The 20,315-nt window shown below is 71.2% G+C and carries 18 protein-coding genes and 1 riboswitch; of the genes, 9 read left to right on the top strand and 9 right to left on the bottom strand.

Going from position 1 to position 20,315, the window contains the following annotated elements:
• Positions 1 to 50: 50 nt before the first annotated feature.
• The 4 genes from groL to thrC form a co-directional block, all read right to left on the bottom strand.
• A complete protein-coding gene (groL, locus tag ABD946_RS14885) occupies positions 51 to 1,673 on the bottom strand; it encodes a chaperonin GroEL (RefSeq protein ID WP_345283708.1) in 1,623 nt (540 codons plus the stop codon).
• Positions 1,674 to 1,998: 325 nt separating this feature from the next.
• Positions 1,999 to 2,202, bottom strand: a complete 204-nt coding sequence (locus ABD946_RS14880) for a cold-shock protein (protein ID WP_030289665.1) — start codon at positions 2,200 to 2,202, stop codon at positions 1,999 to 2,001.
• 535 nt (positions 2,203 to 2,737) lie between these two features.
• Positions 2,738 to 3,016: a ubiquitin-like small modifier protein 1 gene (locus ABD946_RS14875; protein WP_345283706.1), complete on the bottom strand. Its 279-nt coding sequence runs from the start codon at positions 3,014 to 3,016 to the stop codon at positions 2,738 to 2,740.
• 32 nt (positions 3,017 to 3,048) lie between these two features.
• Positions 3,049 to 4,329, bottom strand: a complete 1,281-nt coding sequence (thrC, locus tag ABD946_RS14870; RefSeq protein WP_345283703.1) for a threonine synthase — start codon at positions 4,327 to 4,329, stop codon at positions 3,049 to 3,051.
• A gap of 17 nt (positions 4,330 to 4,346) precedes the next feature.
• A riboswitch (SAM riboswitch) is annotated at positions 4,347 to 4,484 on the bottom strand.
• Between the two features lie 177 nt (positions 4,485 to 4,661).
• On the opposite strand from thrC, the gene ABD946_RS14865 reads away from it, so the two are divergent.
• A complete protein-coding gene (locus ABD946_RS14865) occupies positions 4,662 to 5,642 on the top strand; it encodes a glucosyl-3-phosphoglycerate synthase (RefSeq protein WP_345283964.1) in 981 nt (326 codons plus the stop codon).
• A gap of 53 nt (positions 5,643 to 5,695) precedes the next feature.
• Positions 5,696 to 7,171, top strand: coding sequence for an alpha,alpha-trehalose-phosphate synthase (UDP-forming) (locus ABD946_RS14860; RefSeq protein ID WP_345283701.1), 1,476 nt, complete (start codon positions 5,696 to 5,698; stop codon positions 7,169 to 7,171).
• 52 nt (positions 7,172 to 7,223) lie between these two features.
• Here ABD946_RS14860 and ABD946_RS14855 read toward each other — a convergent pair whose 3' ends face one another.
• Positions 7,224 to 9,176, bottom strand: coding sequence for a carbohydrate-binding protein (locus ABD946_RS14855; RefSeq protein WP_345283699.1), 1,953 nt, complete (start codon positions 9,174 to 9,176; stop codon positions 7,224 to 7,226).
• A gap of 166 nt (positions 9,177 to 9,342) precedes the next feature.
• On the opposite strand from ABD946_RS14855, the gene ABD946_RS14850 reads away from it, so the two are divergent.
• Genes ABD946_RS14850 through ABD946_RS14830 form a run of 5 tightly spaced genes read left to right on the top strand, consistent with a single transcriptional unit; the run spans position 9,343 to position 15,146 of the window.
• Positions 9,343 to 10,695: an ABC transporter substrate-binding protein gene (locus tag ABD946_RS14850; protein ID WP_345283697.1), complete on the top strand. Its 1,353-nt coding sequence runs from the start codon at positions 9,343 to 9,345 to the stop codon at positions 10,693 to 10,695.
• Complete coding sequence (locus tag ABD946_RS14845) at positions 10,692 to 11,543, top strand: carbohydrate ABC transporter permease (RefSeq protein ID WP_345283695.1); 852 nt, start codon at positions 10,692 to 10,694, stop codon at positions 11,541 to 11,543. The genes ABD946_RS14850 and ABD946_RS14845 overlap by 4 nt, the downstream gene beginning before the upstream one ends.
• On the top strand, positions 11,540 to 12,376 hold the full coding sequence (locus ABD946_RS14840; RefSeq protein ID WP_345283693.1) for a carbohydrate ABC transporter permease: 837 nt from the start codon (positions 11,540 to 11,542) through the stop codon (positions 12,374 to 12,376). The genes ABD946_RS14845 and ABD946_RS14840 overlap by 4 nt, the downstream gene beginning before the upstream one ends.
• Positions 12,373 to 14,154: a glycoside hydrolase family 36 protein gene (locus ABD946_RS14835; protein WP_345283691.1), complete on the top strand. Its 1,782-nt coding sequence runs from the start codon at positions 12,373 to 12,375 to the stop codon at positions 14,152 to 14,154. The genes ABD946_RS14840 and ABD946_RS14835 overlap by 4 nt, the downstream gene beginning before the upstream one ends.
• Positions 14,151 to 15,146, top strand: a complete 996-nt coding sequence (locus tag ABD946_RS14830; RefSeq protein WP_345283689.1) for a LacI family DNA-binding transcriptional regulator — start codon at positions 14,151 to 14,153, stop codon at positions 15,144 to 15,146. The genes ABD946_RS14835 and ABD946_RS14830 overlap by 4 nt, the downstream gene beginning before the upstream one ends.
• Before the next feature lie 51 nt (positions 15,147 to 15,197).
• Here the strand turns inward: ABD946_RS14830 and otsB are convergent, their stop codons facing one another.
• Entirely contained in the window at positions 15,198 to 16,010 is an 813-nt protein-coding gene (gene otsB, locus ABD946_RS14825; protein ID WP_345283687.1) for a trehalose-phosphatase, read from the bottom strand.
• A gap of 197 nt (positions 16,011 to 16,207) precedes the next feature.
• Positions 16,208 to 16,435, bottom strand: a complete 228-nt coding sequence (locus ABD946_RS14820) for a DUF3263 domain-containing protein (RefSeq protein WP_345283685.1) — start codon at positions 16,433 to 16,435, stop codon at positions 16,208 to 16,210.
• A 96-nt stretch (positions 16,436 to 16,531) separates the two neighbouring features.
• On the opposite strand from ABD946_RS14820, the gene ABD946_RS14815 reads away from it, so the two are divergent.
• On the top strand, positions 16,532 to 16,909 hold the full coding sequence (locus tag ABD946_RS14815; RefSeq protein WP_345283683.1) for a cupin domain-containing protein: 378 nt from the start codon (positions 16,532 to 16,534) through the stop codon (positions 16,907 to 16,909).
• Positions 16,910 to 16,916: 7 nt separating this feature from the next.
• Here ABD946_RS14815 and ABD946_RS14810 read toward each other — a convergent pair whose 3' ends face one another.
• Positions 16,917 to 18,206, bottom strand: coding sequence for an extracellular solute-binding protein (locus ABD946_RS14810; protein WP_345283680.1), 1,290 nt, complete (start codon positions 18,204 to 18,206; stop codon positions 16,917 to 16,919).
• A 143-nt stretch (positions 18,207 to 18,349) separates the two neighbouring features.
• The gene (locus ABD946_RS14805; protein WP_345283678.1) at positions 18,350 to 19,132 is read right to left on the bottom strand and encodes a DeoR/GlpR family DNA-binding transcription regulator; all 783 of its coding nucleotides are present in this window, start codon (positions 19,130 to 19,132) and stop codon (positions 18,350 to 18,352) included.
• Positions 19,133 to 19,303: 171 nt separating this feature from the next.
• Here ABD946_RS14805 and ABD946_RS14800 point away from each other — a divergent pair, with 171 nt between their 5' ends.
• A complete protein-coding gene (locus tag ABD946_RS14800) occupies positions 19,304 to 20,209 on the top strand; it encodes an SIS domain-containing protein (RefSeq protein ID WP_345283676.1) in 906 nt (301 codons plus the stop codon).
• Positions 20,210 to 20,315 lie beyond the last annotated feature (106 nt).

Genomic DNA, 20,315 nt, shown 5'->3' with positions numbered 1-20,315 from the left:
GGGGAGACCGCCCTGACGGACGTTCCGGAGCTTGCCGATCCTCGGGAGGATCAGAAGTCCATGTCACCGCCCGGCATGCCGCCGCCGGCGGCCGCGGCGGCCTTCTCCGGCTTGTCGGCGATGACGGCCTCCGTGGTGAGGAAGAGCGCCGCGATGGAGGCGGCGTTCTGGAGGGCGGAGCGGGTGACCTTGGCCGGGTCGATGATGCCGGCGGCGATCAGGTCGACGTACTCGTTGGTCGCGGCGTTGAGGCCCCAACCGGACTCGAGGTTGCGGACCTTCTCCACGACGACGCCACCCTCGAGGCCGGCGTTGGTGGCGATCTGCTTGATCGGGGCCTCGAGCGCGACGCGCACGATGTTGGCACCGGTGGCCTCGTCGCCGGTCAGCTCCAGCTTGTCGAAGGCGACACCGGCCTGCAGCAGCGCGACGCCACCACCGGCGACGATGCCCTCCTCGACGGCGGCCTTCGCGTTGCGGACGGCGTCCTCGATGCGGTGCTTGCGCTCCTTGAGCTCGACCTCGGTCGCGGCACCGGCCTTGATGACGGCGACGCCACCGGCGAGCTTGGCCAGGCGCTCCTGGAGCTTCTCGCGGTCGTAGTCCGAGTCGGAGTTCTCGATCTCGGCGCGGATCTGGTTCACGCGGCCGGCGACCTGGTCGCTGTCGCCGCCACCGTCGACGATGGTGGTCTCGTCCTTGGTGATGACCACCTTGCGGGCGGTGCCCAGCAGGTCGAGACCGGCGTTCTCCAGCTTGAGGCCGACCTCCTCGGAGATGACGGTGCCACCGGTGAGGATGGCGATGTCGCCGAGCATGGCCTTGCGGCGGTCACCGAAGCCCGGGGCCTTGACGGCGACGGACTTGAAGGTGCCACGGATCTTGTTCACGACCAGGGTCGACAGGGCCTCGCCCTCGACGTCCTCGGCGATGATGACGAGCGGCTTGCCGCTCTGCATGACCTTCTCCAGCAGCGGGAGCAGGTCCTTGACCGAGCCGATCTTGGAGTTGGCGATCAGGATGTACGGGTCCTCGAAGGAGGACTCCATCCGCTCCAGGTCGGTGGCGAAGTAGGCGGAGATGTAGCCCTTGTCGAAGCGCATGCCCTCGGTGAGCTCGAGCTCCAGACCGAAGGTGTTGCTCTCCTCGACGGTGATGACGCCTTCCTTGCCGACCTTGTCCATCGCCTCGGCGATGAGCTCGCCGATCTGGGTGTCGGCGGCGGAGATGGAGGCGGTGGAGGCGATCTGCTCCTTGGTCTCCACGTCCTTGGCCTGGGCCAGCAGCTGGTCGGAGACGGCCTGGACGGCCTTCTCGATGCCGCGCTTCAGGGCCATCGGGTTGGCGCCGGCGGCGACGTTGCGCAGACCCTCGCGGACGAGCGCCTGGGCGAGCACGGTGGCGGTGGTGGTGCCGTCACCCGCGACGTCGTCGGTCTTCTTGGCGACCTCCTTGACGAGCTCCGCGCCGATCTTCTCGTACGGGTCCTCGAGCTCGATCTCCTTGGCGATGGAGACGCCGTCGTTGGTGATCGTGGGGGCGCCCCACTTCTTCTCAAGGACGACGTTGCGGCCCTTGGGGCCCAGCGTCACCTTGACGGCGTCGGCAAGCTGGTTCATGCCGCGCTCGAGTCCGCGGCGAGCTTCCTCGTCAAAAGCGATGATCTTGGCCATCGGAAGTGGTCCTCCAGGACACGTCGACTGCGCCGGACCGGAGGGCGCCCGCGACGGACGGCCCTGGTGTGCGGGGGTCTTGTCCCCTACCGCTCCCGGGGGCCTCACCGACCCGGTCCGTTGTCACTCTCATGCTGTGAGTGCTAACGCCAATGATTAGCACTCTCGGGTATCGAGTGCAAGCCCAATCGTGATACGGGCACCCGCGCCGCCGCCCCGCGCGCACACGACGACAGGCCCGTACGACGTGGTGTCGTACGGGCCTGCCGGCGAAGCGTGGAGACTGCCAGCCCGAAGCCGAGCCGAGGTCCGCAGGTGCGGAAGGTCAGACCGCCGCGCGGACCATGTCCGCCTGCGGGCCCTTCTGCCCCTGGGAGATCTCGAACTCGACCCGCTGGCCCTCCTCGAGGGTGCGGTAGCCGTCCATCTGGATCGCGCTGTAGTGGACGAACACGTCCGCACCACCGTCGACCGCGATGAAGCCGTAGCCCTTCTCCGCGTTGAACCACTTGACGGTGCCCTGAGCCATTCCGAACTCCCCTTGTGCTGTGCTGGCCCTTCGCGGGTCCACAGGATGCGGACCCAGGTCTGTACCGGCACACGCCCGAGGGAACCCCCCCTGGGCGTAGCCGCGGTCATTGCTTGAACGCGCCGACCGCCGCTGAATGTATCCGGACAGACGCCCTCTGCAACAGGGTCAACTTCGCCGAATTCACCGTGTGACGAAAGGGATGTGACGGGAGGAAAGCCTCAGGGAGCGGCAATTCGCTCCGGGCATAGCGGACCAATCGGGAGGAGACGCTGTCAGATTCCTGACGCTGGCCTGACACTTCCCGTCCCACCGCGGGCGCCCGACGTCTCAACCGACGGACGGGCCCTGCGTGCACGACTCAGCCGTACCGCCGGACGGGATTCGAAACCTCCGATCCGACTCCGCACTCTACCCCCTGGCACCTGACGGAAATTCACCGCGACATGCGGCGGGCCGCCACCGAATAACCGGAATCATTCGTTCCGGTCGCGGTGACGGCCCGTCGATTGCGCCGTACTGCGGAGCAGCCGGTTCAGCAGCCCCCGGCCACGGCCGGAATGATCGAGATGCTGGTGCCGTCCTTGATCTCGGTCTCCAGGCCCTCGGCGAAGCGCACGTCGTCGTCGTTCACGTAGACGTTCACGAAGCGGCGCAGCTTGCCGGCGTCGTCCAGCACCCGGGCGGCGATGCCGGGGTGGTTGGCGTCCAGGTCGGCGATCACGGCGGCCAGGGTGGCGCCCTCGGCGGCCACCTCGGCGGCGCCGCCGGTGTAGGTGCGCAGGATGGTCGGGATGCGGACGGTGGCGCTCATGGGGGTACTCCTAAACCGGTGCTGAGGGGGGATCAGGCGGAGGCCAGGCCGGCCGCGCGGAAGGACTCCAGGGTCGGGCGGATGGTGGCGGTCAGACCGGCGTCGGAGACGGCGTCCAGGGTCTTCAGGCCGTCACCGGTGTTGATCGCCACGGTCTCCTTGGCCGGGTCGAGCTGCCCGGTCTCCACCAGCTTCTTCAGCACGCCGATGGTCACGCCGCCCGCGGTCTCGGCGAAGATGCCCTCGGTGCGGGCCAGCAGCTTGATGGCCTCGACCACCTCGGCGTCGGTGACGTCCTCCACCGCACCGCCGGTGCGGCGGGCGATGTCCAGCACGTACGGGCCGTCGGCCGGGTTGCCGATCGCCAGCGACTTGGCGATGGTGTCGGGCTTGACCGGCTTGATCACGTCGCGGCCGGCCTTGAAGGCGGCGGAGACCGGGGAGCAGCCCTCGGCCTGGGCGCCGAAGATCTTGTAGGGCCGGTCCTCGACCAGGCCGAGCTTGATCAGCTCCTGCAGACCCTTGTCGATCTTGGTGAGCTGGGAGCCCGAGGCGATCGGGATGACGATCTGCTCCGGCAGGCGCCAGCCGAGCTGCTCGCAGATCTCGTACGCCAGGGTCTTGGAGCCCTCGCCGTAGTACGGGCGGAGGTTGACGTTGACGAAGCCCCAGCCCTCGCCGGCCGGGTCGCCGATCAGCTCGGAGCAGAAGCGGTTCACGTCGTCGTAGTTGCCCTCGATGCCGACCAGCTCGCCGCCGTAGACACCGGCCATCACGACCTTGCCCTGCTCCAGGTCGTGCGGGATGAACACGCAGGACTTGAAGCCGGCCCGGGCCGCCGCCGCGCCCACCGCACCGGCCAGGTTGCCGGTGGAGGAGCAGGACAGGGTGGTGAAGTTGAACGCGCGCGCCGCCTCGATGGCGCAGGCCACCACGCGGTCCTTGAAGGAGTGGGTCGGGTTGCCCGAGTCGTCCTTGACGTGCAGCTGGGCGGTGAAGCCGAGCTCGCGGCCGAGGTTGTCGGCCTTCACCAGCGGGGTCCAGCCCGGGTTGAGGTTGGGCTTGGAGGCCACGTCGGCCGGGACGGGCAGCAGCGGGGCGTAGCGCCAGATGGAGGCCGGGCCGGCCTCGATCCGCTTGCGCAGCGCCTCGGCGTCCGCGGAGCCGAAGTCGTAGGCGATCTCCAGCGGGCCGAAGCACTCGAGGCAGGCGAAGCTGGGGCCGAGCGGGAACTTGGTGCCGCACTCGCGACAGGACAGCTGGTCGGCGGGCCCGAGGTCGACGGTGGGTGCGGCGGAAACAGCGGTAGCCATGGTGGCGGAGGCCTCTCTCCTCATCTTCCCCGTGACGCGGTCGCGCCACAGGCCGGAATTGGCACCTGTCCCGCCGTGGCCGCAGATGGGCCTGATCGCGCGAGAAGGTTGCCGGGACGTCAACGGGCCGTTCCCTCAGTCCCTCTGGATGAGCTCTGTGAAGTTGTGGTCCTGCTCTCCGGCCGACCCCGACGTGCGAAGGTCTGACCGCAGTACGAAGACTGTATCCGAAGGCGCCGGAGCGGGAACCGGCCGTCCGAGGTACGAGATGCGAAGCGCGAGGAGACGAGACAGTGCCCGACCAGCCTCAGCCGTCCGACCCTGCCGAGGAGTTGCTGCCGGAGGTGTCCGACTGGCTGTGCCGGCGCTCCTGGAGCGCCGGCGACCGGCCGTTGGAGGCACTGCTTGCGGCCAAGCGGGCGGCGGGGCCGGCCGGGACGATCAGCGTGGTGCTGCCGGCCCTGGACGAGGAGTCGACCGTCGGCGGGATCGTCCGGGTGATCCGCCGCGAGCTGATGGAGCGTCTGCCGCTGGTGGACGAGCTGGTGGTGGTGGACTCCGGCTCGGCCGACGGCACGGCCCGGATCGCGGCGGAGGCCGGCGCCCGGGTGGTGCACCGGGACGAGGTGCTGCCCCGGCTGCCGGCGGTGGCGGGCAAGGGCGAGGTGCTCTGGCGCTCGCTGCTGGCCACCTCCGGGGAGATCGTCTGCTTCGTGGACGCGGACCTGCGCGAGTTCGACCCGGCCTTCGTCTCCGGGATCGTCGGGCCGCTGCTGACCGACCCGTCGATCCACCTGGTGAAGGCGATGTACGACCGGCCACTGGAGACCGACGGGGCCGTCGTCCCGGCCGGCGGCGGGCGGGTCACCGAGCTGGTGGCGCGCCCCCTGCTGAACCTCCACTGGCCCCAACTGGCCGGATTCGTCCAGCCCTTGGGCGGCGAGTACGCGGCCCGCCGGTCCCTGCTGGAGCGGCTGCCCTTCCCCACCGGCTACGGGGTGGAGCTCGGCCTGCTGGTGGACGCGCTGGAGCTGGCCGGGCTGGACGCGCTGGCCCAGGTGGACGTCGGGGTGCGGCACCACCGGCACCAGGACGGCCAGGCCCTCGGGCGGATGGCGGCGACGATCTACCGCACCGCGCTGGAGCGGCTGGACCGGACCGACCGGCTGAAGAGCACGCAGGACCTGGTCCGTCCGCTGCTCACCCAGTTCACCCGGGACCCGGCCAGCCGGGAGTTCACCGCCCACACCCATCCGGTCGGCGCACTGGAGCGGCCGCCGATGGTGACCGTGCCGGAGTACCACCGACGGTGAGCCCCCGTGTGCCGACTGGTTTGCCCCCGGGGGTGCGAGGCAAGGTTGGTGACATGGCCGATCTCGCGACCGAACGTTCGAATCAGACCGGGGCCGCCCCCATCCTGGTGGCCTCCAACCGGGGGCCGGTGTCCTTCACCGCCGAGGACGACGGGTCGCTGACGCTGCGCAGAGGCGGCGGCGGGCTGGTCTCCGGGCTCTCCGCGATCGACGACCCGTCCGCCGTCTGGGTGTGCGCCGCCCTCTCCGAGGCGGACCGCACCGCCGCCCGGCAGGCCCCCGACGGCCGGCTCGACCTGGCCGGGCACCAGGTCGGCGGTCAGGCCGTCCGGATGCTCGACATCGACCCCGGCACCTTCGCCCGGGCGTACAACGGGGTGGCCAACTCCACCCTCTGGTTCGTCCACCACCTGCTGTACGAGACCCCGGTGGCACCGGTCTTCGACGACCGCTTCCGCCGCGAGTGGGACTCCTACCGGGCCTACAACACCGCCTTCGCCGAGGCCCTGGCCGCCGAGGCCGCTCCGGACGCCGCGGTCCTGGTGCAGGACTACCACCTCTCGCTCGCCCCTGCCCTGCTCCGCGAGCTGCGGCCGGACCTGAGGATCGGTCACTTCTCGCACACCCCGTGGGCCCCGCCCGAGTACTACCGGCTGCTGCCGGACGACGTGGCGGCCGACGTGCTCACCGGCATCCTCGGCGCCGACCGGGCCGGCTTCCTCACCCGGCGCTGGGCGCTGGCCTTCGCGGACTGCTGCGAGGCGGTGCTGGGCGCCGTCGTGGACCGCGCGGCACTCACCGTCACCCACGCCGGGCGGACCACCGCACTGGGGGTGCACGGGCTGGGCGCGGACGCCGACTTCCTCCGCGAGCGGGCCCACCAGCCGGACGTGGACGCCAGGTTGGCCACCCTCCGGGAGGCCGTCGGCGACCGTCGGACCATCGTCCGGGTGGACCGCACCGAGCTCAGCAAGAACATCGTCCGCGGTCTGCTGGCCTACCGGCACCTGCTGCGCACCCGCCCCGAGTGGCAGGACCGGGTGGTGCACGTCGCCTTCGCCTACCCCTCCCGGCACGACCTGCCGGAGTACCGCGAGTACACCGCCGCCGTGCAGCGGACCGCCCAGGAGATCAACGACGAGTTCGGGACGGCGGGTTGGCAGCCGCTGATCCTGCACGTGAACGACGACTTCCCGCGCTCGCTGGCCGCCTACCGGCTGGCCGACGTGGCCCTGGTCAACCCGATCCGGGACGGGATGAACCTGGTCGCCAAGGAGGTCCCGGTGGTCTCCGACGCGGGCTGCGCCCTGGTGCTCTCCCGGGAGGCCGGCGCCCACGCCGAGCTGGGCGAGGACTCGGTGGTGGTGAACCCCTACGACGTGATCGCCACCGCCGAGGCGCTGCACCGCGCCCTCACCATGCCGGAGGCCGAACGGGCCGACCGCACCAAGCGGTTGGCCGCCGCGGCCACCGCGCTGCCGCCGCAGCAGTGGTTCCTGGACCAGCTGCACGCGCTGCGCGGCGAGTGAGCGGGCCGTCCGGGCCGGTGGGGGGCTGATCCCCACCGGCCCGGACGGGTCGTCAGACCGCGACCGAGACCGTCTGCCCCGCCGCCACCTTGACGGTGAGGTAGGTGTAGGTGACCCCGTGCTCGACCTTGGTCCGCGCCTTGCGCGCCACCCCGTCCACGCTCAGCGTCGGGTGGCTGCCGGCGAACCGGGCCTCCCAGGTGTAGGTGCGGCTCGCCGAGTGGTTGGTCAGGGTGGAGCGGTTGACCCCGTCCTGACGCAGGCCGATCCGGTCCTTGCCGACCGGGATGTCGTCCACCTGCAGCCAGTCCATCCCGGCGGGCAGCCGGGACTGCGTGGTGAGCCTGCAGTTCGGGGCGTCCGGCTCCAGGCCGAGCAGGCCGGAGACGGTCTGGCCGACCAGGGTGAAGGAGACCTCGGGGTAGTCGCCGTTCGGGCCCTGCGAGGCGTTCACGTGCTGCACGTCGCGCTGGTCGTAGACGTACTTCATCCACTTCCAGGCGGCGTCGTTGCGGTTGTTGGCGAAGAAGGTGTCCGGCAGGTAGGTGAAGGCCTCGATGTTGGACGGGCCGTCGGGGCCGGCCGCCTGGGTGTCCACGTAGTCCAGGTAGGCCTCGTTGCGCGGGCCGGCCTCGATGATCCGCTTCATCGGCATGAACCAGCTGTTCTCCAGCCCCCAGCCCTTGAACGCGGTGCCGTCCAGTGAGTACGCCCGGACCATGTCCGCGCCCGAACCGGCGCCGCTCCACTCGGAGTTGAAGTACTGCTTGAGGGCGGCGGCCTGCTGCTCGGCCCTGGCGGCCAGCGCCGTGTCGCCCTTGCCCCGGGCCAGCGCGGCCAGGCCGAGGTAGGCCTGGTACTGGGCGGCTATGCCGTCACCGGCCTCGGCCAGCTTCTCGTTGCCCTGCTCGTTGTAGCTGGCGGTGCCGGAGAAGATGCCCTTGCCGGTGCCCTCCGCGACGGCCACCCCGCCGTTCGGCTTCGCCTGGTCGTGCAGGGCGACGAACTCCTCCGTGGTGTGCCGGTAGAAGTCCCAGAACACCTCGTCCTCGACGTAGGCCTTGTCCCCGCTCCAGCGGTACGCCTGGGCCGCCTTCTCCACCAGCTCGAACGGGGCCGGCACCTCGCGGACGAAGAGGTCGGGGCGGCGGTAGTCGATGCTCAGGTAGGTGCCGGTGTCGAAGTTGTGCGCCCAGACCGGGTAGTACTTGTGCGCCTCGGTGGCCGAGGCCGCGAACGAGCGCAGCATGGTGCGGTTCTCGGCGGTCAGCCCGAGCACCTGGGCGCCGACCACCTGGTGGGCCATGTCGCGGGAGTAGTAGCCGCTGCGGTTGGCGTAGCCCGCCCAGTACGAGGGGCCGTAGACGGCGGCGCCGGTGCCGAAGCGGTTGTTCTCGTCGACGTTCACCGGGCCGGTCGAACCGGCGAGCAGCACCCAGGAGTTGGCCTTGCGCTTGGCCCAGTCGAACATCTCCACCACCCGCGGGTCGGAGGAGGTGGCGACCGGGTCGGCCGGGGCCGCCGGGGAGATCATCACGTCGTCGATGTTGAGCCAGGCGTCGCCGGACTCGAAGGCGATCTCCAGCTTGTCGCCCTTGTGCACCCCGACCCGGCTGACGGTGTGCCGGGCGTACTCGAAGCGGGCCGGAACGGTGACCGATCCGGCCTCCGCGCCGTTGACCTTCACCGCGAAGCGGCCACCCTGGCCGCCGGCCGCGATCCAGGCCGAGATGTCGTACCGGCCGTCCACCGGGGCGGTCAGCGTCTGGCTGATCCGGAACCCGGGGCCGCCGTCGAGGTAGGCGAGCTTGGCGCCGCCGTGCGGGTAGTTGGTGGCCACTCCGGAGCCGGAGGTGAAGTTCCAGCCCCGGGTGCCGAGTTCGAAACCGGGGTTGACCACGGTCGGCACCTTGGCGGTGGCGGCTTCGGCCACCGCGAAGGTCTGTGGGGCGAGCGGTGCGAGCAGTGCGAGAGCAGTGAGCAGCGTCGTTGAGGCGCGTCGCATCAGGGTCTCCTGGGTCGCCTGTAGAGGGTGCAGCGAAGCTAACAGCCCGCGCTAAGGCTTTCAATCCTCTTGCACACCGGCGAAGAAAGTTTTCATCACGCCATTGCAAGTCTGCTGGCAGCGTTGCTAACGTCCAGCCGTCACCCACCCTCGAAAGGCAGACACCATGGACCTCGACAGACGCGGACTGCTCAGACTCGGCGGCGCCATCACCGTGGGCGCCGGGCTGACCGGCCTCACCACCGCGTGCTCCGGCACCGGCGCCGGCACCGACGCCAAGGGCGGCGGCGCGGGCGACGCCAAGAAGGGCGAGATCTCGGTCTGGAGCTGGCAGGGCCCCGCCGCCCAGCTCAAGGCGCTCCTGCCGGAGTTCAACAAGGCGTACCCGGACATCAAGGTCACCGTCCAGGACATCGGCAACCCCGCCATCTGGGACAAGATCACCACCGGCATGGCGGCCGGCGGCGCCGGCCTGGCCGACGTCCTGCACATCGGCGTCGACTACCTGCCGAGCTACGTCGAGAAGTTCCCGAACGGCCTGGCCGACCTCGGCCCGCTCGGCGCCACCAAGTACCAGAACGCCTTCGCCGCCGGCCTGTGGGAGACCGTGGCGCCCAAGGGCCGGGTCAACGCCCTGCCGTGGGAGGCCAACTCGGGCGGCTTCTGGTACCGCGCCGACCTGTTCGAGCAGGCCGGGGTGGACGTCGAGGGGCTGCAGACCTGGGACGAGGTCATCGAGGCGGGCAAGAAGCTCAAGGAGAAGACCGGCAAGTACCTGCTGGGCATCGACAAGCCCGCCTCGCAGGCCGACGCCGCCAACTTCTTCCAGCTGCTGCTCCAGCTCCAGGGCGCCTTCTACTTCAACATGGACGGCGCGATCACCCTGGACTCGCCGCAGGCGGTCACCGCGATGACCATCATCAAGAAGCTGAACGACGCGGGCCTGGTCGCCGACCTGTCCGGCGGCTGGAGCGCGCTGGAGAACTCCATCAAGGACACCACCTCCGCGGTGCTGCCCTGGCCGACCTGGTTCGGCGGGATCATCGAGGGCCTGGTACCGCAGGAGGCCGGCAAGTGGAAGGTCCGGCTCCCCCCGGCCGTCCGCCAGGGCGGCACCAACGCGGCCACCGTGAACTCGACCCACCTGGCCGTCTCCGGTTCCAGCAAGCAGCAGGCCGCCGCCTGGAGCTTCATCGAGTTCGTGCTGACCCGCCCGGCCTCCCAGGTCGCCATCTACAAGGGCAAGGGCATCGCGCCGGCCCTGATGTCCGCCTACGAGGACTCGGCCTTCCACACCCCGTCGCCGTTCTTCAGCGGCCAGAAGCAGGGCGAGATCTTCCTCAAGGCCCTGCAGACGCCGTCGCCGGCCACCAACTACTCGGCCGACTACGCCCGTGCCCTCAAGGTGGTGACGGACGCTCAGACCAAGGTCCTGCTCAAGGGTGCCGACCCGGCCGAGGTCCTGAAGCAGGCCGCCGACCAGCTCGCCCAGCAGACCGGGCGCAAGGTCGTTCGATGACCCCGGCGAGGCGGCGTGCGCTGCCGTACCTGTTCGTCCTCCCGGCGCTGCTGTTGTTCGCGGCTTTCAAGGTCTACCCGATCGCCGCCTCGTTCCGGCTCAGCCTGTACCGCTCCACCGGAGGCACCGAGACCTTCGCCGGCCTGGACAACTACGCCAGGCTGCTCGACGACCCGCTGTTCTGGACCTCCCTCGGGAACAGCGCGGTCATCCTGGCGATCCAGGTGCCGCTCATGCTGACCCTCGCGACCGGCCTCGCAGTGGCGCTCAACTCCTCGCTGCTGCGGGCCCGGTCCGTGTTCCGGCTGGGCTTCTTCCTGCCGATGATCACCGGCCTGGTGGCCTACGGGATCATCTTCTCCGTCCTGCTCAACCAGCAGTACGGCCTGGTCAACTGGCTGCTCGGGGCGGACGTCCCCTGGCTGACCGACCCGCTCTGGGCGAAGATCTCGCTCGGGCTGGCACTGACCTGGCACTACACCGGTTACAACGCGGTCATCCTGCTCGCCCGCCTGCAGTCCGTCCCCGCCGAGCTGTACGACGCGGCCGCGGTGGACGGGGCGGGCGCCTGGAAGGCGTTCCGGCACGTGACCCTGCCCGGCATCAAGCCGGCCCTGCTGCTCACCACGGTGCTCTCCACCATCGGCACCCTGCAGATCTTCGACGAGCCCTACGTCCTCACCGGCGGCGGGCCCGACAACGCGACCCTGACCATCGGCATGTACCTGTACCAGAACGCCTTCAAGTACTTCGACTTCGGCTACGCCTCGGCGATCGCCTACGCGCTGGCGCTGATCATCGGTGCCCTCGGCCTCGTCCAGTTCAAGCTGCTGGGGGAGAAGTCATGAGCGCCCGCACCGAGCACCGCACCGCCAAGTCGATCGGCCTGACCTGGTCGCTGGCCATCACCCTGGCCGCCGTCCTGGTCCCGTTCTACTGGCTGATCATCGCCGCCACCCACAGCTCCAAGGAGATCTTCACCTCCCCGCCGCCGCTGCTGCCCGGCGGGCACCTGCTGGACAACCTCAACTCGCTGCAGGAGAAGGCCGACTTCGGCCGGGTGGTGGTCAACTCCCTGGGCATCGCGGTGGTCTACACGCTGACCGCCGGGGTGATCTGCACCCTGGCCGGCTACGGCTTCGCCAAGTTCGAGTTCAAGGGCAAGGAGGCGCTGTTCGGCCTCCTGATGCTGGGTCTGGTGATCCCGTCCCAGGTCACCCTGGTGCCGCTGTTCCGCCTGATGGCCGAGCTGACCTGGCTGGACACCTACCAGGCCGTCATCCTGCCCAACCTGGCGCTGCCGTTCGGCATCTTCCTGATGCGGCAGTCGATGTCCACCCTCCCGAACGAGCTGCTCGACTCCGGCCGGGTGGACGGCTGCGGCGAACTGCGGCTCTTCCTGCGGGTGGCGCTGCCCCCGATGCGGCCCGCGCTGGCCGCGCTGGCCATCTTCCTCTTCCTCTTCCAGTGGAACGAGTTCATCTGGCCGCTCACGGTGCTGCGCAGCGAGAGCGCGCTCACCATCCCGGTCGCGCTGGCCTCGCTGCAGGGCGTGGACGACACCGACTACGGCGCCATCCTGGCCGGCACGGCGATCGCCGCCCTGCCGATGGCGGCCCTCTTCCTGGCACTTCAGAAGCACTTCGTCTCCGGACTCCTCGCAGGGGCGGTGAAGGAATGACCATCAACCACAACGACCACATCGGCCAAGAGGCCGTCACCACCGCCGAGTTGGCCCCGGCCACCTTCGAGCCGCTGCTCGACCTGGTCTCGGTCGCGGTGCCCGGCGGGCACTGGTCCAGCACCGAACTCCCCTCCGGCATCCGGATGGTGGCGGTCGACTCGGCCGACGGCGGGCCCGTCGAGGTCCGGCTCTCGGTGCCGCTCGGCGACGCCGCCGGCTACTGGCACCCGCAGGGCGGCTGGCGCCGGACCCTGACCGCGGACTGGGAGGGGAAGGCCGCGGTCTCGCTGGTGGACGCACTCGCCACCGGCTGCCTCTACGACCACGCCGGCACCACCCTGCTCACCTTCGCGGCCGCCGACCCGGTGCCCGAGGCGCGGCTGCGGTTCGGGGTCTCCGAGGAGACCGACAGCTTCGTGGTGCAGCTGCTGCTGCCCCCCGCCCCCGGCGGGCACCGGCTGCTCTTCGTCCCGCGCTCGGCCTCGGTGGCCACCGCGATGCGCACCCTGCGCGCGTGGTACGCCGCCGGGATCACCCCGATGCCGGTGCCGGACGGCGCCCGCACCCCGGTGTACTCGACCTGGTACGCCTTCAACCAGCAGGTGGACGCGGACTCCGTGACCGCCGAGGCCGCGCTGGCCACCACCCTGGGCTTCGGCGCGCTGATCCTGGACGACGGCTGGCAGCTCGGCGGCCACGGCCGCGGCTACGCCGGCTGCGGCGACTGGCGGCCCGACCCGGCCAAGTTCCCCGACCTGACCGCGCACGTCGCCGAGGTGCGCGACCTGGGCCTGCACTACCTGCTCTGGGTCGCCCCGCTGCTGGTCGGCCCGGACTCCGAGGCGTACGACAGGTGGCGGCCCACCGTGCGGGCCGGCGTCCCCGGCGCCTACGTGCTGGACCCCCGGCTGCCCGAGGTCCGGGCGCACGTGGTCGCGCTCTGCGTCCGGCTGGTCCGCGACCACGGGCTGGACGGCCTCAAGCTGGACTTCCTGGACGAGGCGATGGTGCACGCCGGCGACGGCGGCCCCGACGTCGGCCGGGCCATGACCGAGCTGCTGGCCGAGGTCCGCCGCGAGCTGGAACTCGTCCGCCCCGGCCTGCTGCTGGAGCTGCGCCAGCCGTACACCGGCCCCGGCATGGCCCCGTACGGGAACCTGCTGCGCTCCTTCGACTGCCCGGCGGACTCCACCGCCAACCGGGTCCGCACCATCGACACCGCCTTCCTGGCGATCGGCGGCGCGGTCCACTCGGACATGCTGCTCTGGCACCGCGAGGCGCCCGCACACAGCGTGGCCCGGCAGTTGATCGGCGCCCTGCACTCCGTCCCGCAGGTCTCGGTGCGGCTCACCGAGGTGCCCGAGGACCACCGGGCCGCGATCGCCTTCTGGCTCGGCCAGTGGACCAGGCTGCGCGGCGTGCTGCTGGACGGCGTGGTGGAGCCCGGCCGCCCGGACGAGCTCTACCCCGTGGTCCGCGCCGACCTGGACGGCACCGGTCTGGTCAGCGTGCACTCCGAGCAGGTCGTCCCGGTCGACCTGACCTGGCGTCAGGAACTGGTGCTGGTGAACGGTTCGGCCTCCGACCGGATCGTCCTGGAGGTCGCCGAGCCCGGGGGCGAGACCGAGCTGACCGCCTACGGACCGTCCGGCCGTATCATCGAGCGCAGGCCGCTGGGCCTCGCGCCCGGCCTGCACGCGCTGCCGGTGCCGAGGTCCGGACTCGCCGTGCTCAGTGGTCCGGTGGGGGCCACCGAGGTGGAAGGGGCGGAATGAAGGTCGGCATCACCGAACTCGCGGCTCGCGCCGGTGTCAGCGAGGCGACCGTCAGCCGGGTGATCAACCGGCGGCAGGGCGTCGCCAAGAAGACCCGCGACGCGGTCGAGCGGGCGATGTCCGAGCTCGGCTACGAGCGTTCCACGCCCGGCCAGTTGGTCGCCGTGGTGACGGAGCGGGTGTCCAACCCGTTCTTCGCCGACGTGGCCGAGCGGATCGAGTCCGCGCTCGCCCCGCACGGGCTGAAGATGGTGCTCTGCCCCGCCTTCCCCGGCGGGGTACAGGAGCGCGAGTTCGTCTCCGCCCTGGTCGACCGCGGCATCGCCGCCGTGGTCTTCCTCTCCGCCAGCAACACGGTGGACGGCGCGGACGTCGAGACCTACGAGCTGCTGCGCGACCGCCGGGTGCCCTACCTGGGCATCAACGGCGAGTTCGCGGACGGGCATCCGGCGCCGGTGTTCTCCACCGACGACGCGCTCGCCGCCGAACTCGCGGTGGACCACCTCCACCGCCTCGGCCACCGCCGGATCGGCATGGCCTCCGGCCCGGCCGGCAACCACCCGGCCGACCGCCGGGTGGAGGGCTTCCTCGCCGCCATGGAGCGGCGCGGCCTGGCCGACGCCGAGAGCTGGGTCTTCCGCCAGTCCTACACCGTGGAGGGCGGCCAGGCGGCCGCCGCCGGCCTGCTCAAGCAGGGCGCCACCGCGATCGTCGCGGCCAGCGACTTCATGGCCCTCGGAGCGATCCGCGGCCTGCGCCGGCACGGCCTCTCCGTCCCGGACGACGTCTCGGTGGTCGGCTACGACGGCACCATCATCACGGAGTTCACCGACCCGCCGCTCACCACCGTCCGGCAGCCCGCCGACCGGCTGGCGCTCGAAGTGGGCCGCAGCGTCCTCGCCCTGGTGGCCGGACGGCCCGTCCCCACGGGCGAGTTGCTCTTCGACCCCGAGCTGGTGATCCGCTCCACCACGGCCCCGCCGCGGGCCTGAGACCGCCGCCGCGCGCCCGTACCCCCACTTCGGGCACGGGCGCGCGGCGCTTCAGCGCAGCGCGCCCGCCAGGGCCTGCAGCAGCTCGGCGACACCGGTCGGTCCGGGGACCAACAGGTCGGCCCGGTCGGCGAGTTCGGCGACCTGGCGCTCGCCCGTGACGGCCGAACTGCAGACCAGCACGGCCGGGCCACCGCCCTTGCGGCGCAGCTCCAGCGCCTCGTACGCGGGCAGGTCACCCAGGTCGTCACCGGCGTACAGCACCGCCGCCCCCGGACGTCCCGCCAGGTACTCCGTCAGCGCCCCGCCCTTGTCCACACCCGGTGGACGCAGCTCCAGCACGTACCGGCCCGGCTCCACCATCAGCCCGTGACGGTCCGCCAACCCGGCGAGCGGAGCCCGGAGTTCCTCCAACAGCGCCTGCGGGTCGGCCGTCCGGCGGGTGTGCACCGCCAGCGCCCGCCCCTTGTCCTCCACCCAGGCGCCCGACTCCCCCACCACCGACGGCAGTTCCGCCCGCGCCGCGGCCACCCCGGGCGGCGGCTCCGGCGCCGTCAGCACCCCCGCCTCCCAGCGCTCCGCCCCGTACTGCCCCAGCACGGTCAGCCCGAGGCCCTCGAACCCCCCGTACTCCACCGCCACCGCCGCCGGACGGCCGGTCACCACCACGACCCCGCCCACCAACGGCAGCAGCGCCCGCAGCGCCGCCACCGCGGCCGGCTCGGCCCGCGCGGCGGCCGGATCGGCCACGATCGGCGCCAACGTCCCGTCGAAGTCCAGGGCGACCACCGCACTCCGCGGCTCCTCGACCAGGGCACGCAGCCCCACCCGCCCGGCTTCCGTCCTCGGCTCAGGGATACCCATGTCTTCGACCCTAACCGGGCGACGGACGGCTCACACCGGAACGCGAGGTCCAGTTGCAGCGACCCAGGGGCGCGAGGAACTGCGCGAGTACGGAAGGCGGCCCAGTGCTGGATCGGGGCAGGCGAGCCAGTTGCACGTGGTGCCGTTCCCCTGCGCGCAGTTCCCCGCGCCCCTGCGGGGCGCAACCTCGTCCGCCATCAACGTTCGGCGCGTTTTCGCTCTCTGACCCGCCGTAGGCGGTTGACCAGGACGGGTTCGGCCGCGAGGGCCTCGGGGCGGTCCAGGAGGGCGTTGAGGAGCTGGTGGTAGCGGGTGGCGGAGAGGTCGAGCTCCTCCCGGACGGCGCGTTCCTTGGCGCCGGCCGTACGCCAGCCGCGGGCCTCCAGGGCGAGCACCGCGCGTTCGCGGTCGGTCAGGTCGGGCATGTCGGCCACCTCCACTTACGGGGTGTCATTCTGCCCGGCCAGGGCGACACAGTCTGCTCCCCCACCCGTCGCGCCGCCCGGGTTAGCGTCGACCCCATGGACCACAGCTTCGCTCTCAGCATCCCCGACGCCGACCTCGAGCCCGACCCGCTCGACCCCTCGCAGATCGTCTCCGGCGCCCCCGAGGTGTCCGGCAAGCTGCTCTGGGAGTCGCCCGACGGCCGCCGGCTGCGCGGCATCTGGCAGATCACCCCGGGCGTGGCGACCGACACCGAGGCGGACGAGATGTTCGTGGTGGTGAGCGGCCGGGCCACCGTCGCGGTGGAGGGCGGCGAGACCCTGGAGCTGGCCCCCGGCACCGTCGGGATCCTGCGCGAGGGCGACCGCACCACCTGGACGGTGCACGAGACCCTCCGCAAGGCCTACGCGATCGACCTCGGCCCCGAGGCCCCCGAGGCCCCCGAAGGGGCCTGAGCGGCCGTCAGCCCCCCGAGGTGCGCCGGCTCTGCTCGGCGGCCTCCGCGGCGGCGCCCTGGAGACCGGACAGGACCCCCTGTCCGTCGTTCTTCACGGCGCCGCCGAGCTGCTTCTTGAGCAGGCCGCTGACCCGGTCCCAGGAGGTCTCGCCGTAGGGGTAGAAGCGCGCGTTGGTGAGCGCGTCCAGGAAGGGCTTGATGTTGTGGCCGGAGGCCGCCATCTCCTCGCGCGCGTCCTGCGTCACCGGCAGGAGGTTGTACATCGACGCGAACTTGATGACGTTCTCCTTCTGGTAGACGTGGCTGAGGAACTTCTTGATCTCGGCCCGGTGCCCGTTGGCCTTGAAGGCCATCATCCAGTCGGCCACGCCCATCGAGGAGGCCTTGCCCTGGGCGTCCCTGCGGGGCAGCGGGGCGGTGCCGTACTGGACGCCCGACTTGTCGGAGTTGAGGGCCAGCTGCGGGTGGCCGTTGAGCATCGCCACCTTCCCGGCCGCGAAGTCCTCGAAGGCGGTGGCCCGGTTGACCGCGCCGGGGTCCTTGTAGGTCAGGCCCGGGTTGACCAGCGAGGTGCGCAGCCAGTCGAAGGTCTTCTGGTTGGCGTCGCTGTCGATGCTGTAGTTGCCCGCGTCGTCGGCGAAGCCGCCACCCCCGGAGGTGGCCCACATCAGGCCCTCGGCCTGGGCCTCCTCGGGGCCGAGCGGCAGCGCGTACGGGGTGACCCCCGGCACCTTCTCCTTGATCTTCTTGGCCGCCTTGACCAGCTCGTCCCAGGTGGCGGGCGGGGCGGTGACGCCCGCCTTCTCGAAGATCGCCTTGTTGTAGAAGAACAGCCGGGAGGAGGTGGTGAAGGGGATGCCGTACTGGCTGCCGAGCACCTGCCCGGCCTGGGAGATCGAGGCCAGCATGTTGGCCTGGGTCTCGATGGTCAGCACGTCACCGGCGGGGTAGAGCCGCCCGGCCGCGACCTGGTCGGCGTAGCCGCCGGTCTGCACCAGGTCGGGGGACTTGCCGCTCTTGATCAGCTCGGCGACCCGGGTGTCGATGTCGGTCCAGGAGACCACCTCGACCTCGACCTTGATGCCGGGGTTGGCCGCCTCGAAGCTCTTCGCCAGCTCCTGCCAGTACGGCTCGGTGCTGGTGGCCCGGTTGGTGCCGTAGTCCGGCGCGACCAGCTTGAGCGTCACGTCGCCCTCCTCCCCCAGGCCGAGCGCGCCGCAACCGCTGAGCAGCAGCGCGGCGGTGACGGCGAGGGCCGTCGAGGAGAGGAAGGACCTGCGGGCGGCGCTGGACAACGGTGGACCAACCTTCGGGCGGAGACGGAGCGTCGGCCACCTTTCCAGCGCGGACCATCAGTGGTCCAGACCTGTACACACGGTAGTTACCGAATCTCGGCTGACGTTGCATCAGGCGCAACGCGCTAATGGGTGAAGGCCGTTCAGGCCGTGATCACCTGCACGCCGGCCTCCGTGAAGGCCGCCGTCAGCTCCGCGGAGATGCCGTCGTCGGTCACCAGGACCGAGATCCGCTCCGCCCCGCAGATCCGGGCGAAGGCCCGGTGGCCGAGCTTGGAGGAGTCGGCCGCCACCACCACCCGGCGGGCCCGCTCGGCGAGCAGCCGGTTGACGCTCGCCTCGCCCTCGTTGTGGGCGGTGGCGCCGTGCTCGGCGTCCAGCGCGTCCACGCCCAGGACCGTGACGTCCAGGGCGAGTTCGTTGAGCACCAGGGTGGCCAGCGGGCCGATCAGCTCGTAGGACTGCGGCCGGGCCACCCCGCCGGTGAGCACGATCTTCACCTGCGGACGGACCGTCAGCTCGTTGGCGATGTTGACCGCGTTGGTGACGATGGTCAGCGCCTGGCCCGACCCGCCGTCCGGCTCCGGGCGCACGGCCAGCGCGCGGGCCACCTCGGTGGTGGTGGTGCCGCCGTTCAGGCCGACCACCTCGCCCGGGGCGATCAACTCGGCCACCGCGGCGCCGATCCGCTGCTTGGCGTCGGCATTGCGGGCGGTCTTGTAGCGCAGCGGCAGGTCGTAGCTGACGTTGTGCGCCACCGCGCCGCCCCTGGTCCGGGTGACCATCTGCTGGCGCGCCAGCTGGTCCAGGTCACGGCGGATGGTGGCGGCGGAGACGTCGAGCGCCTCGGCGGCCTCCTCGACCTCCAACTTGCCGTGCTCGTTGAGCAGTTCCAGCAGTGCGTTCCACCGCTCGTACCTGGACACGCTTGGTGCCGCCCCTCTCCCGCAGCGCCCGCGCCGGAGGTCTCCGGCGCGGCTGGATCAGCTTCCCACAGTTCATCTCGCGCGAGTGCTCTTGCGCAATCCTGCGCGAAACATCTATAAATCAATCAGCTTCAAGCATCCACGCCTGGATTCCCCGGAGGGGCCGTACCCATGTCTTCCCTGACTGCCCAGGAACTGGCCACCCAGCCCGCCAACTGGCGGCAGGCCGCCGCCCTGGCCGCCACCGTCTCCCCCGCCCTGCCGCGGCGCGGCGAGCGGGTCGCGGTCGTCGGCTGCGGCACCTCCTGGTTCATGGCGCAGGCCTACGCGGTGCTGCGCGAGAGCGGCGGGCACGGCGAGACCGACGCCCTGGCCGCCTCCGAGTTCCCGCTCGGGCGCCGCTACGACCGGATCGTGGCGATCACCCGCTCCGGCACCACCACCGAGGTGATCGAGCTGCTCGACCGGCTCAAGACCCCCTCCACCGTGCTCACCGGCACCCCCGGCAGCCCGGTGCTGGAGGTGGCCGACCAGCACGTGATGCTGGAGTTCGCCGACGAGCACTCGGTGGTGCAGACCCGCTTCGCCACCACCGCCCTCGCCCTGCTCCGGGCCCACCTGGAGCTGGAGGACGCCCTGCCGGCCGGCGTGGCCACGGTGGCGCAGGCCGCCGCCGACGCCGAGCGGGCGCTGGCCTGGCAGCTGCCGGCCACCCTGGTCACCGCCGAGCAGGTGAGCTTCCTCGGCCGCGGCTGGACGTACGGGCTGGCCCAGGAGGCCGGCCTGAAGATGCGCGAGGCGGCCGGCGCCTGGACCGAGTCCTACCCGGCGATGGAGTACCGGCACGGGCCGATCGCCATCGCCGCGCCGGGCCGCGCGGTCTGGGCCTTCGGCGGCCTGCCGGAGGGCCTGCCCGAGCAGATCGGGGCCACCGGCGCCGAGCTGCTGGACGAGCCCGGTCTGGACCCGATGGCGGACCTGGTGCGGGCCCAGCGGCTCGCGGTGGCGACCGCCGAGGCGCGCGGTCTGAACCCGGACGAGCCGCGCGCGCTGACCCGCTCCATCATCCTGGTCTGATCCCTTTTCCTTCCCAACTCCCTTGCCGACAATAGGAAAGAAGGTTGACAAAGCCCGAACAAAGGGCCTTAAGACACCCTTAAAGGCGACAAACCTCACCACCATG

The sequence above is a fragment of the Kitasatospora albolonga genome (assembly GCF_039535905.1).
Lineage (GTDB): Bacteria > Actinomycetota > Actinomycetes > Streptomycetales > Streptomycetaceae > Kitasatospora > Kitasatospora albolonga.
The sequence above is the reverse complement of the archived record's forward strand: the minus strand, read 5'-3'. Positions and strand labels throughout refer to the sequence as shown.

What these genes read in the sequence shown, in the direction of transcription:
- thrC (WP_345283703.1), bottom strand. Translation starts at nt 4,329, where the DNA reads ATGGCTACCGCTGTTTCCGCCGCACCCACCGTCGACCTCGGGCCCGCC.
- ABD946_RS14830 (WP_345283689.1), top strand. Translation starts at nt 14,151, where the DNA reads ATGAAGGTCGGCATCACCGAACTCGCGGCTCGCGCCGGTGTCAGCGAG.
- ABD946_RS14845 (WP_345283695.1), top strand. Translation starts at nt 10,692, where the DNA reads ATGACCCCGGCGAGGCGGCGTGCGCTGCCGTACCTGTTCGTCCTCCCG.
- ABD946_RS14880 (WP_030289665.1), bottom strand. Translation starts at nt 2,202, where the DNA reads ATGGCTCAGGGCACCGTCAAGTGGTTCAACGCGGAGAAGGGCTACGGC.
- ABD946_RS14840 (WP_345283693.1), top strand. Translation starts at nt 11,540, where the DNA reads ATGAGCGCCCGCACCGAGCACCGCACCGCCAAGTCGATCGGCCTGACC.
- groL (WP_345283708.1), bottom strand. Translation starts at nt 1,673, where the DNA reads ATGGCCAAGATCATCGCTTTTGACGAGGAAGCTCGCCGCGGACTCGAG.
- ABD946_RS14855 (WP_345283699.1), bottom strand. Translation starts at nt 9,176, where the DNA reads ATGCGACGCGCCTCAACGACGCTGCTCACTGCTCTCGCACTGCTCGCA.
- ABD946_RS14820 (WP_345283685.1), bottom strand. Translation starts at nt 16,435, where the DNA reads ATGCCCGACCTGACCGACCGCGAACGCGCGGTGCTCGCCCTGGAGGCC.
- ABD946_RS14850 (WP_345283697.1), top strand. Translation starts at nt 9,343, where the DNA reads ATGGACCTCGACAGACGCGGACTGCTCAGACTCGGCGGCGCCATCACC.
- ABD946_RS14875 (WP_345283706.1), bottom strand. Translation starts at nt 3,016, where the DNA reads ATGAGCGCCACCGTCCGCATCCCGACCATCCTGCGCACCTACACCGGC.
- ABD946_RS14815 (WP_345283683.1), top strand. Translation starts at nt 16,532, where the DNA reads ATGGACCACAGCTTCGCTCTCAGCATCCCCGACGCCGACCTCGAGCCC.
- ABD946_RS14860 (WP_345283701.1), top strand. Translation starts at nt 5,696, where the DNA reads ATGGCCGATCTCGCGACCGAACGTTCGAATCAGACCGGGGCCGCCCCC.
- ABD946_RS14800 (WP_345283676.1), top strand. Translation starts at nt 19,304, where the DNA reads ATGTCTTCCCTGACTGCCCAGGAACTGGCCACCCAGCCCGCCAACTGG.
- ABD946_RS14835 (WP_345283691.1), top strand. Translation starts at nt 12,373, where the DNA reads ATGACCATCAACCACAACGACCACATCGGCCAAGAGGCCGTCACCACC.
- otsB (WP_345283687.1), bottom strand. Translation starts at nt 16,010, where the DNA reads ATGGGTATCCCTGAGCCGAGGACGGAAGCCGGGCGGGTGGGGCTGCGT.